General features: G+C 41.4%; 16 protein-coding genes. 14 read left to right on the top strand and 2 right to left on the bottom strand.

From position 1 onward, the window contains the following. Positions 1–350: 350 nt before the first annotated feature. The 9 genes from QTN47_RS00185 to rsgA all read left to right on the top strand — a co-directional run bounded on the left by QTN47_RS00185 (position 351) and on the right by rsgA (position 10,752). Positions 351–1,571, top strand: coding sequence for an HD domain-containing protein (locus tag QTN47_RS00185; protein WP_369327276.1), 1,221 nt, complete (start codon positions 351–353; stop codon positions 1,569–1,571). A gap of 102 nt (positions 1,572–1,673) precedes the next feature. Beyond that, a complete protein-coding gene (gene lpxD / locus QTN47_RS00180) occupies positions 1,674–2,726 on the top strand; it encodes a UDP-3-O-(3-hydroxymyristoyl)glucosamine N-acyltransferase (RefSeq protein ID WP_369327275.1) in 1,053 nt (350 codons plus the stop codon). A 221-nt stretch (positions 2,727–2,947) separates the two neighbouring features. Continuing rightward, the gene (locus QTN47_RS00175) at positions 2,948–4,354 is read left to right on the top strand and encodes a bifunctional UDP-3-O-[3-hydroxymyristoyl] N-acetylglucosamine deacetylase/3-hydroxyacyl-ACP dehydratase (RefSeq protein WP_369327274.1); all 1,407 of its coding nucleotides are present in this window, start codon (positions 2,948–2,950) and stop codon (positions 4,352–4,354) included. A 111-nt stretch (positions 4,355–4,465) separates the two neighbouring features. After that, the gene (lpxA, locus tag QTN47_RS00170) at positions 4,466–5,263 is read left to right on the top strand and encodes an acyl-ACP--UDP-N-acetylglucosamine O-acyltransferase (RefSeq protein WP_369327273.1); all 798 of its coding nucleotides are present in this window, start codon (positions 4,466–4,468) and stop codon (positions 5,261–5,263) included. Between the two features lie 522 nt (positions 5,264–5,785). Next, entirely contained in the window at positions 5,786–6,784 is a 999-nt protein-coding gene (locus tag QTN47_RS00165; RefSeq protein ID WP_369327272.1) for an AAA family ATPase, read from the top strand. A 163-nt stretch (positions 6,785–6,947) separates the two neighbouring features. After that, a complete protein-coding gene (locus tag QTN47_RS00160) occupies positions 6,948–7,817 on the top strand; it encodes a DUF58 domain-containing protein (protein WP_369327271.1) in 870 nt (289 codons plus the stop codon). Then, positions 7,814–8,788, top strand: coding sequence for a hypothetical protein (locus QTN47_RS00155; protein ID WP_369327270.1), 975 nt, complete (start codon positions 7,814–7,816; stop codon positions 8,786–8,788). The genes QTN47_RS00160 and QTN47_RS00155 overlap by 4 nt, the downstream gene beginning before the upstream one ends. After that, a complete protein-coding gene (locus tag QTN47_RS00150) occupies positions 8,769–9,776 on the top strand; it encodes a vWA domain-containing protein (RefSeq protein ID WP_369327269.1) in 1,008 nt (335 codons plus the stop codon). The genes QTN47_RS00155 and QTN47_RS00150 overlap by 20 nt, the downstream gene beginning before the upstream one ends. 49 nt (positions 9,777–9,825) lie before the next feature. Further along, complete coding sequence (gene rsgA, locus QTN47_RS00145) at positions 9,826–10,752, top strand: ribosome small subunit-dependent GTPase A (RefSeq protein ID WP_369327268.1); 927 nt, start codon at positions 9,826–9,828, stop codon at positions 10,750–10,752. On the opposite strand, the gene QTN47_RS00140 is transcribed toward rsgA, so the two are convergent. Then, a complete protein-coding gene (locus QTN47_RS00140; protein WP_369327267.1) occupies positions 10,749–11,045 on the bottom strand; it encodes a DUF3630 family protein in 297 nt (98 codons plus the stop codon). The two genes, rsgA and QTN47_RS00140, sit on opposite strands and share 4 nt — an antisense overlap. A gap of 411 nt (positions 11,046–11,456) precedes the next feature. Then, entirely contained in the window at positions 11,457–11,987 is a 531-nt protein-coding gene (locus QTN47_RS00135) for a gamma carbonic anhydrase family protein (protein WP_369327266.1), read from the bottom strand. A gap of 365 nt (positions 11,988–12,352) precedes the next feature. Between QTN47_RS00135 and QTN47_RS00130 the strand changes: the two genes are divergently transcribed. The 5 genes from QTN47_RS00130 to hemN all read left to right on the top strand — a co-directional run bounded on the left by QTN47_RS00130 (position 12,353) and on the right by hemN (position 19,108). After that, complete coding sequence (locus QTN47_RS00130; RefSeq protein ID WP_369327265.1) at positions 12,353–13,546, top strand: aspartate aminotransferase family protein; 1,194 nt, start codon at positions 12,353–12,355, stop codon at positions 13,544–13,546. 103 nt (positions 13,547–13,649) lie between these two features. Next, a complete protein-coding gene (locus QTN47_RS00125; protein WP_369327264.1) occupies positions 13,650–14,249 on the top strand; it encodes a 3-keto-disaccharide hydrolase in 600 nt (199 codons plus the stop codon). Positions 14,250–14,370: 121 nt separating this feature from the next. Then, positions 14,371–14,724, top strand: a complete 354-nt coding sequence (locus tag QTN47_RS00120; protein ID WP_369327263.1) for a nuclear transport factor 2 family protein — start codon at positions 14,371–14,373, stop codon at positions 14,722–14,724. A 254-nt stretch (positions 14,725–14,978) separates the two neighbouring features. Beyond that, entirely contained in the window at positions 14,979–17,600 is a 2,622-nt protein-coding gene (locus tag QTN47_RS00115; protein ID WP_369327262.1) for an MGH1-like glycoside hydrolase domain-containing protein, read from the top strand. Positions 17,601–17,740: 140 nt separating this feature from the next. Then, positions 17,741–19,108, top strand: coding sequence for an oxygen-independent coproporphyrinogen III oxidase (hemN, locus tag QTN47_RS00110; RefSeq protein WP_439100172.1), 1,368 nt, complete (start codon positions 17,741–17,743; stop codon positions 19,106–19,108). Positions 19,109–19,451 lie beyond the last annotated feature (343 nt).

The raw sequence follows: 19,451 nt of genomic DNA, 5'->3' as shown, positions 1-19,451 counted from the left end.
TTCTTAGAATATTTCCTTCGCTTTAATAAACGTAAAACGTATAACGTAAAACTTACAACTTAGTTGTACGTAGTACGTTTTTTTAGGCGAGGATTAGAGCGAAAATTACCTTATTAGAATATTTCTTTCGTTTCAATAAACGTATAACGTAAAACTTACAACTTAGTTGCACGTTGTACGTTTTTCTTAGCAAAGATTGGAGCGAAAATTTCCCTCTTAAAATATTTCTTTCGCGCCAATAAACGTAAAACGTACAACTTATAACGTATAACTTCTAACGTCAAGTGCAAAATACAAATGTTACTTTTGAATATTTCACAGCGCATTGTTTTAACAAATAAGCAACAAGCATGCCCACTTCTAAACGAAAAATCATTAACGATCCGGTTTATGGCTTTATTACAATACACAATGATCTAATATTCAGCATAATTGCTCATCCATATTATCAAAGGTTAAGACGCATTCAGCAAATGGCCCTGGCGCAGCTTGTTTATCCGGGAGCGGTGCACACAAGATTACATCATTCCCTCGGCGCTTATCATTTAATGTGCAATGCAGTTTCCGAACTAAAAAGCAAAGGCGTAGAAATAACACCTGAAGAAGATACGGCGGTTAAGGCCGGGATCCTGCTACACGATATTGGTCACGGGCCTTTTTCACATGCGCTGGAGCAAACACTTGTTCAGGGCGCTCATCACGAGCATCTCAGCCTGCAGATTATGCATGAAATGAACAACCAGCTGAATGGGGCGTTGGATCTGACGATTGCAATATTTAAAGGTCACTATCATAAAAAGTTTCTTCATCAGTTGATCAGCAGCCAGCTGGATGTAGACAGAATGGATTATCTAACCCGCGATAGCTTTTTTACCGGCGTTAGCGAAGGTGTTATTGGTTACGATCGCATTATTAAAATGTTTATCGTTCACAATAACGAATTGATGGTTGAAGAAAAAGGTATTTACAGCGTTGAAAAATTTCTCGTCGCCCGTCGCCAGATGTACTGGCAGGTGTATTTGCACAAGGCTGTGCTGGCCGCAGAAAAAATGCTTGTTAAAATTATTGAACGCGCCCGGGCCATTTACTCACCCGCCGACATACTTTTAAAGACGAATTCTCCGTTAGATTACTTTTTATCAGGCAATGGAGCCGGTATGGCCGACAAACAAGCGCTGGAGTTATTTTGTAGTATGGATGATAACGACCTGATGTTTGCCATTAAACTATGGAGCAAGCATACGGATGTGATACTTTCAACTTTATGTAAAGGCATATTAAACCGAAGGCTTATAAAATGCTCTATACAGTCTGAACCGGTAAATGAACACGTTTTGATGGAGAAAAGAGCTGAAACAGCAAAAAATTTGAATATATCACTTGAAGAGGCTGCGTTCTTTGTGTTTAGCGGCGAGGCCACCAACACCACCTACAAATTAGCCGATGAACACATTAATATTTTATTTAAAGATGGAGCAGTAAAGGATATTTCTAAGGTTGATAATCCGCTTATCCATCAAACTCTTTCTACGCAGGTTAAAAAATTTTACATTTGCACATTGAAGGGGTAGGGCGTTTTGCTAAAATAGCCGGGCGTTAAACAAAAAAGCAGCGTATAACTCAACTTTTTTGCCTTAAACTACTAATAAAAAATACATATCTAACAACAATATATGCAATTCAGCGCCGCGCAAATAGCCATGCTAATCGATGGAAAGGTAGAAGGAGATGCTTCTGCCCTGGTAGGTTCTTTTGGAAAAATCGAAGAAGCAAAGGCTGGCCAGCTTGCCTTCCTGGCTAACCCCAAATACGAAGAGCACTTATACACAACACAGGCGTCAGTAATAATTATAAATGAATCCCTGGAACTGAAACAGCCGGTACAGGCCGCGCTAATAAGGGTTCCTGATGCTTACAGTGCTTTTGCAGGTTTACTGAATAAGTACCAGGAATTAATGACACAGCAATTAACCGGTATTCAGCAACCAAGCTATGTTTCAGCCTCAGCCAAACTGGGTGAAAACGTATTCCTCGGCGCATTTGCTTATTTGGGAGACAATGTAACAATTGGAAATAATGTAAAAATCTTTCCGGGAGCATTCGTTGGCAACAACGTTACTATTGACGATAACTCAATTATTCATCCGGGTGTAAAAATTTATCACGATTGCAAGATTGGTAAAAATGTTACCATTCATGCAGGAACCGTTATAGGCGGCGATGGATTTGGATTTGCACCTCAGCCTGACGGTTCTTATAAAAAAGTGCCCCAGATTGGCAATGTTGTAATAGAAGATTTTGTTGAGATAGGCTCCAATGCAACAATAGATCGCGCCACCATCGGTTCAACGCTGATAAAATCCGGTGCAAAACTGGATAATCTTATCCAGGTAGCACATAATGTTGAAGTGGGCAACAACACCGTTATAGCTGCTCAGGCAGGCGTTAGTGGAAGCACTAAACTGGGTAATCATGTAATGATTGGTGGCCAGGCAGGTATTGTTGGACACATTCATATAGCCGATGGCAGTAAAATCAATGCCCAGAGCGGTGTCAGCAAATCTATAAAAATGCCAAATTCAGCTGTAACCGGTTCACCCGCGCACGATTACACCAGCGCTTTGCGTAGCCAGGCCATAACCCGTAAACTACCTGAGCTGGAAAAAAAGGTAGCTGAACTGGAAAAATTGATTCAACAGTTGATGGCTGAAAAAATAGGAATCTAGATTTTTAAATATATTTAAAATGGCCTGTTAGTTCACCTGATGGGCCATTTTTCATTTGGCTGCAGAATATTGACAATGAATGATTTGTGACTTTATTTACAAAAATCGCATCATCACGGTTACTACCTTTTCTCATTCATGCTTACCTTTGCAACCCCTGACAAAGCCGGAATAATAAACAAACCATGATTTCCGGCGGTATCACGTTTTAAAATTAACTTATGAACGCAACTTTCAATCCGGATAAGCAGCATACGTTGGGAGCTGTAGCCAATATCAGCGGAACTGGTTTGCATACCGGCATTCTTGTAGATATGACACTGCATCCAGCCAACCCGGGTTTTGGTATTCAGTTTCAAAGAGTGGATCTGCCCAATAAGCCGGTTATTAAGGCCGATTGCGATCTTGTTACCGATACAAGCCGTGGTACAACTTTGCAGGTGGGTGATGCCAAAGTAAGCACAGTAGAACATCTTCTGGCTGCATTGGTTGGAATGGGTATTGATAATGTATTGATCTCTTTAAACGGGCCTGAAATTCCGATTATGGATGGAAGCTCCGAACCATTCATAGAGCTGATTGAAGAGGCTGGCGTAGTAGAACAGGAAGCTGCAAAGGCATGGTACAGCCTGGATGAGAATATTTACCATTACGATGAAGCAAAACGCGTTGAAATGGTGGCGCTCCCATCCGTGGATTACCAGATAACGACGCTGATCGATTTCAACAGCCCCGTCCTTGGCACACAACACGCAGGTCTGAAAACAATCCGTGACTTTAGAGCTGAAATAGCTCCATGCCGTACATTCTGCTTTTTGCACGAGCTGGAAATGCTGATGGAGCATAACCTGATTAAGGGTGGCGACATTAATAATGCGATCGTAGTAGTTGATAAACCGGTAACTCAGGAAGAGATGTCACGTCTTGCAAAAATCTTCAAGCGCGATAAAATTGAAGTTAAGAGCGAAGGCTACCTGAACAATCTTGAACTGCGTTTCCCTAACGAACCTGCAAGGCATAAATTACTGGATATTGTAGGTGACCTGGCCCTGATAGGTTATCCAATTAAAGCACGGATCATAGCAAACAGACCTGGTCACAGCACCAACGTTGAGTTTGCAAAAAAGATCAAACAGTATATTAAGAAGAATAAGCACGTTAAAGATGTTCCTGTTTATAACCCGGCATTACCGCCGGTATTTAACCAGGAAAATATTGAGAAAACGTTACCACACCGTTTTCCATTCCTTCTGGTAGACAAGATTATCGAGCTTTCTGATAATCATATCGTGGGCATAAAAAATGTTACTGTGAATGAATGGTTCTTCCAGGGCCACTTTCCCAATAACCCGGTGATGCCAGGCGTTTTACAAATTGAAGCATTGGCGCAAACCGGTGGCATTCTTTGTATTAATGCGATGCCTGAGGGACAATATGACACTTACTTTCTTAAAATAGATAATTGCAAATTCAAGCAAAAAGTGGTTCCGGGAGACACAATGATCCTGAAAATGGAGCTTTCTGCACCCGTTCGTCGCGGAATTTGCGAAATGAAAGGAACTGTTTATGTTGGCGGCAAAGTGGCAACAGAAGCAGACCTGGTAGCCCAGGTTGTGAAGAGAAGTTAAATCATTATTAAGTTATTTGAATAAGTTTATTTTTGCATGCCGGAAAAAAAATGCTTCCGGCATATTTTTTATCATCGCTAAAAAACAAATAGCAAATAATAACATTATTGCATGATTCATCCCCATACATATATTCACCCCAATGCAAAGCTGGCCACGAATGTTAAGCTCGATCCGTTTACTGTAATACATCAGGACGTAGAGATAGGCGAGGGCACCTGGATTGGCAGTAATGTTACAATAATGGAAGGCACAAGGATCGGTAAAAACTGCCGCATTTTTCCAGGCGCAGTTTTGGGAGCTATTCCGCAGGATCTGAAGTTTAACGGTGAAAAAACTTACGTTGAAATTGGAGACAATACAACAGTCCGTGAATTTGTTACCATAAACCGCGGTACCGTTGACAGGTATAAAACCAAAGTTGGTAACAATTGTCTCATTATGGCTTACAGCCATATCGGGCACGATTGTGTTATTGGCGACAACTGCATTATGAGTAACAACTCTCAAATGGCAGGTCACGTAATAATGGGCGACTGGGCTATTATTGCAGGCGTTTGTGCTGTTCACCAGTTTGTTCATATTGGTCAGCACTCTTATATTGCCGGTGGCAGCCTTGTTAGCAAAGATGTACCTCCTTACATTAAAGCAGTTCGTACGCCACTTAGTTATGGAGGTGTTAATAGTGTAGGATTAAAACGCAGAGGATTTACACTGGATAAGATCAATCATATCCTTGACATCTACCGCATCATTTACACCAAAAACCTGAACATAAGCCAGGCACTGGAATTTATTGAGGAAGAGTTTACAGCAAGTGATGAAAGAGATGAGATCATCACGTTCATTCGTGAGAGTGGCCGTGGTGTTATCAAACGCTATGCTAAAGGAAGTGTTGAAGAAGATTAGAGAGGCAAGCTGAAAGCTTAAAGCTCAAAGCTTAAAACCAGAAAAGGAACTTTTTTTATGCCAAACGTTTTGAAACAGACGTTTGGCATTTTTATTGGCTATAAGCCTTCATTAGAGCGTGGTTTTGAGTTTTAGGCTTAAGGATTAAGGTTAAAGTCAAGGACTTTTGGCCCATCTCATTTAGTCAAGAACAATCCGTCGGGCTTGCATCATATGAGCACCTGTTTGCAGAAATAAGAAATAAACGCGTTTAAGCTCCGTTAAGAGCTACCGGTTAAGCGTTACAGGAAACTTCGATGGAGTCCGATGACAATTTAAATTCGGATCTTCTACAAACAGCAAGCTTCGCTGGAGTTTTAAATGTTCTTACTAAATGACGTTAAACTTTAGGCATTGGGTTTTAGGCTTTGGGCTTTAAGCTTTGGGCTTTGGGCTTTAAGCTTTAAGCTTTGCTCTACTTCCGTTTTGATTTTTCAGCCACTGCTCTTTACTTTGTACATTCACGACATAATCAGATAAAACATGCTCACCAGCGAAGAGATAAAACAACTGAACGAAAAAATAAGCAATACAGCAACGTTTGTAACGGTAATACGTGAGGAGTTAAAAAAGGTTATTGTGGGCCAAAACACAATGGTAGACAGGCTTTTGATCGGATTGCTGAGTAACGGGCACGTGTTGCTCGAAGGTGTTCCCGGCCTGGCCAAAACATTAACCATCAAATCACTCGCCCAGGCTGTTGATGCTAAATTCAGCCGTATACAGTTTACGCCGGATCTGTTACCGGCCGATGTGGTGGGCACAATGATATACAATCAGCCACGCAATGAATTTATGGTTCGCAAGGGGCCGATTTTTGCGAACTTTATTCTTGCAGATGAAATTAACCGGGCTCCGGCAAAAGTGCAGAGTGCTTTGCTTGAGGCAATGCAGGAGAGACAGGTAACAATAGGTGAAGACACTTTTAAACTGGATGATCCGTTTTTGGTTCTTGCCACACAAAACCCGCTGGAGCAGGAAGGAACCTATCCCCTGCCTGAAGCGCAGGTTGACCGGTTTATGCTGAAGGTTATTGTTGGGTATCCGGATAAAAAAGAAGAACAAATGATCATCAGGCAGCAGGTGCAGGATCTGACGTTACCCGAGGTAAAACCCGTTGTAAGTGTAAAAGAAATTACCAAAGGACGCGAATTGACGAGGCAGGTTTACATGGACGAAAAGATTGAGCAATATATCGTTGACCTGGTTTTTGCCACACGTTTTCCGGATAACTATGGCCTGGGTAAAATAAAAAGCATGATCAGTTATGGCGGTTCTCCACGTGCGAGCATCAACCTTGCACTTGCAGCCAAAGCCCATGCATTTATGGAAAAACGTGGGTTCGTTATTCCTGATGATGTAAAAGCAATTTGTAAAGATGTAATGCGCCATCGCATTGGACTTACATATGAAGCAGAAGCTGAAAATGTTACCAGCGAACAGATCATCGACAATATTCTGGCAAGCGTTAATGTTCCTTAGGAGTTGTACGTTGTAAGTTATACGTTGTACGTTTCTTGCGGAGAAGGAAAAACAGTTCCTTTATTTGTATTAAAAACTTACAATTTGCAACATACTGCTGTATTCAACGTACAACGTATAACTTATAACGTAAAACTTAAAACGTACAACTTATAACTTATTCATGTTGCAATCATCCGACATATTAAAAAAGGTTCGCGAACTGGAAATTAAAAGCAAGCGACTCACCAACCACCTCTTTACCGGTGAGTATCATACTGCTTTTAAAGGGCGCGGCATGGCTTTTAAGGAAGTAAGAGAATACCAGGCTGGCGATGATGTGAGATTTATTGAATGGAATGTTTCTGCCCGCATGGGGCATACTTACAGCAAACTTTTTGAAGAAGAACGTGAACTGAGTGTTTATCTGCTGGTAGACATGAGCGCAAGTAGTTTGTTTGGAACATTCCGTCAAACAAAAAAAGACCTGATAACTGAGATTTGCGCAGTGCTTGCATTCTCTGCTATCAGCAATAACGATAAGGCCGGGTTGATCTTTTTCAGCGAAAAAGTTGAAAAATACATTCCTGCCAAAAAAGGTCGCGATCATGTGCTGTATATGGTTAGGGAGTTACTCTCTTTTAAACCTCACTCCGCACAGACAGATATTGTCAAAGCCCTGCAGTTTCTGAATAATACTTCCAGGCATAAAAGCATTGTTTTTATTCTGAGTGATTTTGCCGATGCAGGTTATAGGGAGATCTTACGGGTGGCGGCAAAACGGCATGACGTAATTGGTGTGCAGGTCTATGACAAGCGTGATCAGGAGCTTCCTCAGGTTGGACTTATCCAGGTAAAAGACGCAGAGACCGGCAAAACAAAATGGCTGAATACCAATGATACTTATACCCGGCATTTATACAACCAGCAATTTCATAAAATACTGGACGATGCAAAAACTACATTCAGATCAGCCGGCGCAGATCTGATACAGGTTGCCACTGGCCAGGATTATGTTAAAGCTTTACAGGAATTTTTCATCAGAAGGGCATGAAGCACACGAAAGGACCACGATCAGATTATCATAAGTTGAAGGCTGTTATTTATGGGCTGGCATTACTACTTTGTCTTTCGGCTTCAAAAAATTTAACCGCCCAAAAACTTTCCGCTTCCCTGGACAGAGATAAAATTCTGTTAGGCGAACAGGTTACTTTAACCATTAAGGCTGAAGACATCAATCCCTTATCCGCCACACTTGTTACATGGGCCAATCTTCCTGACACCGGTAATCATGTTGAAGTAGTAAAAAGAGAAGAGACCGACTCGACTATGATCTCCGGTCTGAATACTTACGTTCAGAAAATAACCATCACCTCCTTTGATTCAGGAAAATGGCAACTGCCAGACATCAGTGTCACATTTGCAGATAAACCGACAGGCAAACCGGTAATTTTACATAGCGCCCCTGTTATACTGGAAGTTTTACCGGTGGATGTATCTTCTTTAAAAGATTACCACCCTATTAAAGACATACTGGAAGTACAGGCGCGTAGCAATATATGGCTGATCATTTTGCTGATTGCAGGAGGCTTGTTGCTAATTTTTCTCCTATGGTGGTTCCTTTTCAGAAAGAAAAAATCGAAGGCCGTTGCAATAAAACCAAAAGATCCGGTCACCAACTATCAACAGGCAATTGAAGCCCTGAAAGAACTGGAAAAAAGCAATTACCCAGTCAATATCTTTTACTTGCAGCTGGACAAAATATATCGCACGTACCTGGATGCCGAACTAAATATCCACACGATGCAGAGCACAACGGATGAGGTAATGATGCACACCAGGGACCTGATTTCCGATACTGGCCTAAGAACAGAATTCTTTCAGCTGGCCAGGTTAATATCTGCGGTAAAATTTGCAAAATATTTACCGCCGAAGGATGAAGCAAATGCGATTGGCATCGTTAGAAAAACAATAGATTTCATATATAACAACCAAAGGAAAGTAAATGCTGACAGAGTGGTTTAAACATATTCAGTTTGCTTATGTATGGGTGCTCGGATTGCTATTACTCATCCCGATACTTATACTTGAATACCTGCGCAGAGGCGACAAGGGTAAAGCCGCTATGCTCATTACCACAACGCATTTTATCGGAAACACCAATAACCTGAAACTTACTTTCCGGCATTTTCCGTTTGTGTTAAGATGCCTGTCACTCATCTGTCTCATTATCGCACTGGCCAGGCCACAGCAGAAATTTACCGAGGAATTGACAGAAGGTGAAGGAATTGACATGGTGCTTTGTTTTGACATCAGCGGAAGTATGACGGAGCGCGACTTTGAGCCGAATCGCCTGGAAGCGTCGAAAGATGTAGCCACGCAGTTTGTTCAACAAAGACCCGGCGATAAAATTGGCGTAGTCATATTCAGCAATCAAAGTTTTACATTGTGCCCCATAACAACTGATCACAATGCAGTACTTACACAAATAAGAAATATACAAAGCGGCTATTTGCAGGATGAAGGCACGGCAATCGGCTCAGGGCTTGCGACTAGTGTTGACCGTTTAAGGTCAAGCAAAGCAAAATCAAAAGTAATTGTGCTGTTAACAGATGGTGTTGATTTTGGAGGAACCATTCCACCCGATATTGCCCGGGACATGGCCAGACTTTTCAAGATAAAAGTATATACGATCGGTGTGGGTTCCGAAAAGGAAATACAGGAAGTAACCAACACACCTTTTGGACCGGTTCAGCAAACCAAGAAGCTGGAATTTAATGAGAAGCTGTTAAAGGACCTTGCCCAGCAAACGGGCGGCGAATATTTTCATGCCACAGACAAGGCCGCACTTCAGTTAATTTACAACAGCATTAATCAATTGGAAAAGTCCAGGGTAGAGATCTCGACCCATAACAGGTACACAGAGAAATATTTACCATGGCTTGCGGCAGCATTGTTCTTCCTGCTTATTGAAATAACTTTACGTTATACTGTATTTAGAAAATTTCCTTAAAAGCCGAAAGCTTAAAGGCCTGAGCCCAAAGCCTGAGCATTACAATTGAATGAGAGCACTGGTTTATAAATCAACAGGAAGCTGGTATATCACCAAAACCGAAGACGGCACTGTTTACAATGCCCGCATAAAAGGCATATTTAAGATAGAGGGTATTACATCCACTAACCCGATCGCAGTGGGCGACGAAGTAGAGATTGAACATGAGAACGAAATTGAAAAAACGGTCATCATTACACAAATTTATGACCGTAAGAATTATATAGCGAGGGTATCTCCCCACAACAAGAACCAGCATCACATTGTAGCATCAAATCTCGATCAGACACTTTTATTCGCTACTTTGAAAGAACCGAAAACCTCGCAGGGGTTTATAGACCGATTTCTTATTTCTGCGGAATCCTTTCATGTACCCGCCGTAATTGTATTTAACAAAGCTGATATCTACAGGAAAAAAGAGCTTGAACAATATGAGAAATTGCACGCGATGTACACAGATATCGGCTATAAAATACTGCTGGTTAGCATGACAGAAAACCGTGGAATTGACGAACTGATCACATTGCTGCAGGATAAAGTAACATTACTAAGCGGACATAGCGGAGTAGGAAAATCAACATTTATTAACGCAATTTTTCCCGGCCTTGAATTACGGACGAAAGAAGTTAGCGGATGGAGCGGAAAAGGAATGCATACAACAACATTTGCGGAAATGTTTGATTTGCCGGGCGGTGGCCAGATCATTGACACGCCCGGCATAAGAGAATTCGGCCTGGTGGATATTTCCCGCCAGGAACTTTCTCACTATTTCCCTGAAATGCAAAAATTGATAACCAGTTGTCAATTTAATAATTGTTTACACATTAATGAGCCGGGTTGCGCCGTTAAACAGGCGGTTGCCGAAGGAAGAATAACCGAAGACAGGTATATCAGTTATTATAATATACTTGAATCGATCGATACAAAGAATTATTAAACTGCTGATTTGCTTTTGATTTTATCAACCAGTTCATAAGCGGTTCTGGCATCTTTAACATCTTCAGGCTCAAGGGATAAGCCATTGTAAATGCTATATTGCAGGTTAAGGTTTCTTCCGCGATATTTAAAACTCCACACAATATTATCAGCCTCATCAGTTTTTCCTGTAAACCGAACGTGGCGGTTCTTACTTAATTCATTAGTAAGTGAGTAAAATTGCTGCAAGCTTGCATTTTCGTTAATTATGGAACTTTCTGCTGCGTCTTTAATTACGGTAACTTTTACTTTCATTTAATCCTCCTTCGTTTTTATATCATTTACAATACTTCATCAATTGCACTCATCGAATGATTGTGCAACATTTTTATCAGCAAGCAATTAGTATTTTACAATTGGAATTGGATGGCTTAAATAAAAGGCAGATTTTTAAAAAGTAACGAATTTAGAATTTGTTCATTTTATATTTTTTTCCACCTTTAACACTTTTGACAGCCTGGGGGTCGCCGCTTAAAATCCTTTCTGCTCCCACATTTGCCCCGTTACTGGGACACCCTTTTCGCACTTTGCAAGATGTAAAAGCAAACATAAGGCCAAGAAAAAAGACAGATACTGTCAAGGGTCTAATCATTTTATTAAATTAAGCAGTTAGTTGAGATTGCGGGGTACAGTATCTATCTTTTTGGTTAAAGACAACGGGAAAAATTATTTCGCTGCATTAAAATCAGAAAACCACGAAAAATATTTTACGTAATTATTCGCAATACGTTCTATTTCGCTGTGAGTAGTTTCTTTGGGTATCTCTTTTACTTTTTTGGCAGGCACTCCGGCATAAATGCTTCCACTCTCTACAACCGTTCCCTCCAAAACAACCGCACCGGCTGCAATAATTGAATTACTATGAATTTCACAACGGTCCATTACAATCGCACCCATCCCGATCAGAACGTTGTCGTATATTTTGCATCCGTGCACCAGTGCATTATGTCCAATAGACACATTATTGCCAATCTCTGTCGGATTTTTTTCAAATGTGCAATGAATGACTGCTCCGTCCTGGATATTTACCTTATCACCAATCTTTATGTAATTCACATCTCCGCGGACAACTGCATTAAACCACACGCTACACTCTCGTCCCATTACCACATCACCGACAATTGTAGCGTTAGGCGCAACAAAACATTTTTCTCCAAACTTTGGTTCCTTTCCTAAAACCGGTAAAATCACTGCCATAATTTCAAATTAAGAAGATTTATGAATACAAGCTGAAAGCTCAAAGCCTAGAGCCTAAAACTGAGAGTAGACGTCTGGAGCAACAGGCTCGACTCAAATTCAGGTTAGGTGATATAGAGCTCTGAGGTGTAAGGCTTAAGGTGTAAGGTTTGAGGACTGTATGCATATCTTACTCCCCTATCGAAGTGTTGCACCTTACAGTAACGCCTGTCCCAAATACCTTACGCCTTATACCTCACTCCTTATACCTCCGCTTCGGGCTTCAGGCTGTGAGCTTTAAGCTTGCCCAAGTTACTTGTTTCTGATTAACACAAACCCCGGTACAGAAAATAATCTGCGATATTTGCAACTTTCAAGCAATAAGCATGAGTCATATTTCGAACAGGCAACTTTTTCTTGATCATGTGGCACAAACATCTCCGGCTCCTATAGGACTGGAAATTGTGAAAGCCCGCGGCATTTACCAGTACGACATAAATGGCAAACCGTATATAGATCTCATATCCGGTTTTAGTGTTTGTAATATTGGCCATGGCCATCCGGATGTTGTAAAAGCTGTCCAGCAACAAGCGGCTGAATACATGCACCTGATTGTGTATGGCGAGTTTATTGAAAACCCACAGGTACAATATGCACGAATGCTGGCTGACCTTTTACCCGAATCCCTGAATTGCGTTTATTTTACCAATAGCGGCGCCGAAGCAACTGAAGGTGCCATGAAATTAGCCAAACGCGCTACAGGACATTCTAAAATAATTGCCTTCAACAAAAGCTATCATGGAAGTACCCAGGGAGCTCTTAGTATAATGGGAGATGAATACTTTAGAAATGCCTTCAGGCCCTTATTGCCGGATATTTACCACGTGGATTATGGCAGCGATGCAGCAATTGACCTTATAGACGATACGACAGCATGTGTTATTATGGAAACAGTGCAGGCTGAAAGCGGTTTAAACGCGCCCGCTAAAGAATGGATTCAACAGATCAGGAAAAAATGTACGGATCACAATGTGTTGCTGGTATTTGATGAAATACAGGCAGGATTTGGCCGCACAGGCAGCCTTTGGGCTTTCGGGCAATATGAAGTGATCCCAGACATTCTATTACTGGGCAAAGCGCTTGGTGGCGGAATGCCACTTGGTGCATTTATAAGTAGTTGGGACCTGATGCAAACTTTAACTTCCAGTCCGGTGCTGGGACATATTACTACATTCGGCGGGCACCCTGTTTCATGTGCTGCGGGAAAGGCTGCGTTGGAAGTATTACTGGATGGAAAGTTCATCAGCGACGTAAAAAAGAAAGAAACCATCATCCAACAACAGCTGCAACACAAGGCCATCAAACAACTTCGCACTGCAGGCCTTTGGGCAGCGGTAGAGTTTGGGAGCTTTGAAATCAATCAAAAAATCATACATCGTTGTATTCAAAACGGGTTGATCACCGACTGGTTCTTATTTGCGCCGGAATGCATGCGTGTCGGCCCGCCGCTCATTATAACGGAGGATGAATTGATAAAAGCGTGTGAGATAATCCTGCAAAGTATAGAGGAGGCGATTTGAAATTTGAGATTTGAAATGAGAATTACATTAACTTTCAACCTATTTATTACAGAGACCTCAAAGCTGACAGCTGATAGCTGAAAGCTTTTTAAAAACTATCGACATGAAACATTTGCTTACCTTATTAACGCTTATCAGCGTGCTTACAGCTGCTAATGCACAGAAAAAAGAAAAGTTATTCAACGGAAAAGATCTCACAGGCTGGACAATTCATGGAACGGAAAAATGGTACGTTGACAATGGTGAACTTATTTGCGAAAGCGGTCCTGATAAACAATACGGATACCTTTCCACCAATAAAGATTACAAGAACTTTGTTTTAACGCTGCAGTTTAAGCAAGAGGCTGATGGAAACAGCGGTGTATTTTTCAGGTCACGCATTCCCGAAGGCGTAAAGATCAGCGGATGGCAGGCGGAAGTGGCTCCGCTAAACCATCATACAGGTGGCATTTATGAGTCTTATGGCCGCGGATGGTTAATTCAGCCAAAAGCAGAAGACGAAAAATACCTGAAGCAAGGCGAATGGAACACTTACAAGATAAAAGTGAATGGTGATGAAGTAACTACATGGCTCAACGGCCATCAGATGATCACGTTAAAAGACGAAAAGATCGGACAGGGAAATGGTTTTATTGCACTGCAAATTCATGATGGCGGCGGAATAAAAGTTAAATGGAAAAATATAGAGTTAGAGAACTTATAAGCCTTCAAATTCTTTTTCTACAAACCCCTGCCCTGCGTAGGGGTTTGTTTTTTAAAAGATGGTGAACTATTATCGACTGACAAAACAAGGATGCTGAAAACTCAAACAAAAATATTTGCAAATGCCTGTTACATATCAACACATACTCGAACAAGCATATGATGCATTTAACAACCGCGATGCGGACGCTGTATTGCAATTGATGGCAGAAAATGTGCATTGGCCCAACGGCTGGGAAGGCGGTTATGTTGAAGGGAAAGATGCGGTAAAAGCATACTGGCTAAGACAATGGAAAGCGATTAATCCCACTGTTAAACCAACATCTTATAAAGAGACAGGCCCTAACCTTGTGGAAGTGCATGTTCATCAGGTTGTAAAAGATCTTGACGGAAATCTGCTGTCCGATGGCTTTGTGAAGCATGTTTATCAGTTTGAAAACGGACTTATAAGCAAAATGGAAATAAGCAATACCTGAATGAATAAATCGCTTATAATTAAGTTGAAGCAAAGCACGTGAAATGAAGCCATTGAATACATAATAAAATAAAATACTCCCTAACATATTGTAAAACAATAAAAAACAGAGCGTTTAACTATTCAATTTTAAAGCCAATAAATAACATTAAAAATAAAATAATTTATTTAGCCTCCTTAAAATTCGATTACATTTTTTACTGAAACCAAATGATATAACATATTACGTAATTTAAGTACGCAATAGAAGACTCTATGGAGAATGAACGCCTTTCTGATCCGTTAAGCAGTAAAAACTGGAAAAAATGGGGGCCATATATTTCAGACCGGCAATGGGGTACTGTCCGGGAAGACTATAGCCCGCACGGCGATGCCTGGCACTATGTCAATCATGACCTTGCAAGAAGTTATGCCTATCGTTGGGGAGAAGAGGCGATCGGTGGTTTCTGCGATAGCGACCAGGTACTTTGTGTCGCGCCGGCGTTCTGGAACGGAAAAGACCCCATTCTGAAAGAGCGGCTTTTTGGCCTGACCAATGGAGAAGGTAATCATGGCGAAGATGTTAAGGAGCTCTATTTCCATCTTGATTCTTCTCCTACACATTCATACTGCAAGTTTTTATATAAATATCCACAGGAGGCATTTCCCTACATGGAATTGCTGCAGCAAAACAGGACGGATCGCCTTAAACCGGAATATGAACTACTTGACACGGATTTGTTTAAGGATAACCGCTATTTTGATTGCTACATCGAATACGCCAAAGGAGGTATAAACGATATATTGATAAAGGTAACAGTGTATAACCGGGGGAAGGAACCGGCATTCATCCATGTAATTCCTCATTTTTGGTTTCGTAATTTTTGGAAACATAATTCCCGCTTCAGTAAGCCGAACATTATATCCATATCAAGCAATTGCCTTCAAAGCAGCTCCAGCCGAAATGGCAATTTTTTCTTTTACCACCAGGGAGGAGAACAATTGTTTTGTGATAATGAAACCAACAATCGAAGGATGTATAATACGCCCAATGATTCTCCTTTTGTTAAAGACGGGATCAACAATTACATCGTAAACAAAGAGAATACAGTGAACCCCAAAAAGGAAGGGACCAAGGCGGCAATCTGGATAAAAGAGAAGATTAATCCGGGAGCGTCAAAATCCTTCAGTGTAAGACTGACCAAAACAGCGATGGATGAGCCATGGGCGGACTTTGACGAGATCTTTGCGCAACGCATTGCTGAAACCGACCAATATTACGCACGCCTTACACCAAAAAGAATATCAGAAAAAAACCGCTCTTTGCTTCGCACTACGGTGAGTGGCTTGTTATGGACAAAGCAATTCTATTATCTCGACGTATTCAAATGGCTGTTTGGAGAACCAAGTGAAGCAGCGCCTTTTCGAAATTATAAACGCAATTATGATTGGCAGCACCTTACCTGCAGAAATATTATTTCCATGCCTGACAAGTGGGAATACCCCTGGTTTGCAGCCTGGGACCTGGCCTTTCACGCAGCGACTTTTATTCATGTGGACCCTTCTTTTGCAAAACAACAATTGTCTTTAGTACTAAGAGAGTATTACATGCATCCAAACGGACAAATTCCGGCTTATGAATGGAATTTTAGTGACGTTAATCCGCCTGTGCATGCATGGAGCGTATGGTATGTTTATGAAACGGATAAGAAAAAAACAGGCATTTCGGATTGGGACTTCCTCGAAAGGGCTTTTCAGAAATTGCTGATGAATTTTACCTGGTGGGTCAATCAAAAAGATGCAAACGGTACAGATATTTTTGAGGGTGGTTTTCTAGGCCTCGATAACATCGGTGTGTTCGACAGAAACCATATGCCGGCCGGCATAAAAAAACTTCAACAGGCAGACGCTACCAGCTGGATGGCAATGTATGCCATCAATATGTTGCGTATTTCGCTTGAACTGGCTCAGCATAATAAGGCTTACGAAGAATCTGCCGCTAAATTCTTCCGTCACTTTCTCAATATTGGATGGGCCATGCATCACATAGGCAAAAAGGACATTTCTCTTTGGGATGAACAGGATGGGTTTTATTATGATGCTATTCAGTTTGAAAATGGAACAAGTCAGCGCTTAAGAGTCCGCTCCCTCGTTGGCGTTATTCCGTTACTCGCAGTTGAAATTATGCATTGCAGTGTGTTTGAACAGTTGCGGGAGTTTAATACAAGACTTCAGGTAATCAGGCTTACCCGGCCTGATTTAACACGAATTATTTCAGATATCGAAAACAAAAACAAAGACGGGAATTATTTATTCGCAATAATGATTGGTGACAGGCTTGAACATTTATTGAAAAGACTCCTGGATGAGGCTGAGTTTTTATCAGATTATGGAATCCGTTCGTTGTCAAGACACTACAAAGACAATCCATTTGTATTTGGATACCTTGGCAGCGAATATAGAATACAGTATGAACCTGGTGAGAGTTCCAGTTCTATGTTTGGAGGAAATTCCAATTGGCGCGGCCCTATCTGGCTGCCTTTAAATTATCTGATTATTAATGCCCTTCGCAAGTATTATCAGTATTATGGTGATAGCTATACATATGAATTTCCGGCTAAATCCGGAAACAGGCTGACACTAAAGCAAATTGCCAACGAGCTTACCAAAAGGCTGTTGAAAATTTTTGAAAGAAATGATGAGGGGCGATTTCAGTACCATGCAAGTCATCAGCCACAATGGCGAGAACAACACTTCAAAGAACATCACCTGTTTTACGAATTTTTCCACGGCGACACTGGTCAGGGGCTGGGCGCCTCTCACCAAACCGGGTGGACGGCTTTAATAACTAATTTATTATTGGAAATGGATGAAGAAGAGCAGGAATCTGACAAATAAATATTCGTTTGATCATGCCTGCGTAATGTTCTTAATATCCAATAAATGATAGTATCATGACAATTTTCAACGGTCGATATGATTTTGGTCATGTTCTGTCGTAATTGCCCCGGATACCTTTGCGACATATTTTGCAAACCATGATCTCGCTCGAATTACCGCAACAATACAACGTTCCAACACCACGCTACACCAGCTATCCTACTGTTCCTTTCTGGCAAGGCAATATAGACGTGAATAGATGGAAAGACGTTTGCAAAACACAAATGGAACAAGCAAGTGCAGCGGACGGGATCAGTCTTTATATTCATCTTCCATTTTGCGAGTCGCTATGCACTTACTGTGGTTGCAATAAAAAAATAACCACCAACCACTCTGTGGAGAATGATTACATGAATGCCATCATTAAAGAGTGGCGGTTATATCGGGCGTTAGTAACTAAAGCACCGGTTATCAGGGAACTGCATCTTGGCGGAGGGACCCCAACATTTTTCTCCCCTGAAAATCTGCAGACACTTCTTTCAACTATCCTCTCAGATTGCGTAGTTCACGCTGAGCATGAATTTAGTTTCGAAGGACATCCGAACAACACGACGAGAGAGCATCTCCAAACCCTTTATGATATCGGCTTTAGAAGAGTTAGTTATGGTGTACAGGATCACAACGAAAGAGTGCAAGAAGTGATCAACCGCATTCAACCGTACGAAAATGTTGAACGCGCGGTAAAAAATGCCAGGGAAATAGGATACAAATCAGTCAACTTTGACCTTATTTACGGCCTGCCTTTACAGACTTTAGAAAGTATTCAACAAACAATCCTGCAGAGTATTCAATTGAAGCCGGACCGCATTGCGCTTTACAGCTATGCACATGTACCCTGGACCAGCAAAGCTCAACGTTTGTTTGATGAAAGCGATCTTCCCGACGCATCTCTTAAAATGCAATTATACCTTGCGGGAAAAGAGTTGTTTACGGCCAATGGCTACACCGATATAGGCATGGACCATTTTGCCTTGCCTGGTGATGATCTGTATAAAGCATGGAAAGAAGGCTGGCTGCACCGGAATTTTATGGGATACACAACTCAGCGCACATCAATGCTACTTGGTCTCGGTGTTTCAAGCATTAGCGACGCAGGTGTTGCATTCGCACAAAACCATAAAACAATTCACGATTATTACGCCAGCATTGAGAAAAATGAATTAGCTGTAACAAAAGGCTACTTCCTTAACGAGGAGGATCTGATCATGCGGAAATATATCCTTGATATATCCTGCCAGGGAGGGACTTATTTCCGCCCTGAGCACTTGTCCCTTTTTCAACCTTACACGCTTAGAGAATTAGATGAACTTGAAAAAAACGGCCTTATTCATTGGAGTGAAAAGAGACTTGAGCTAACCTACACCGGCCGTCATTTCATCAGAAATGTGTGTAAGGCTTTTGATCTGCACCTGTTGCGCAGCGAAGCGGCAGCCGAACAAAGAATGTTGTTTAGTAAAGCAGTTTAAAGCTTTCAGCTATGAGCTATCAGCTATCAGCTTGTACTGTCAAAAGAGATGTTATGTCTATAACTGATGTGAAGTGCAGTGCCTATAACTAATTTCCAATCGTTTCTGTCAATTGTAACAAATTGATTACCTACCTCACTCCTTAGCTATCGGCTGTCAGCTATGAGCTATCAGCTTGTACTGTCTAAAGAGATGTTATGTCTATAACTGATGCGAAGCACGGTACCCATAACTTATTTCCAACCGTTTCTGTCAATTGTAACAAATTGATTACCTACCTCACTCCTTAGCTATCGGCTGTCAGCTATGAGCTATCAGCTTGTACTGTCTAAAGAGATGTTAT

The organism is Danxiaibacter flavus (genome assembly GCF_041060425.1).
GTDB classification, from domain to species: Bacteria; Bacteroidota; Bacteroidia; order Chitinophagales; family Chitinophagaceae; genus Danxiaibacter; species Danxiaibacter flavus.
Note: the sequence above shows the minus strand (reverse complement) of the source record. Positions and strands in the feature narration are given on the sequence as shown.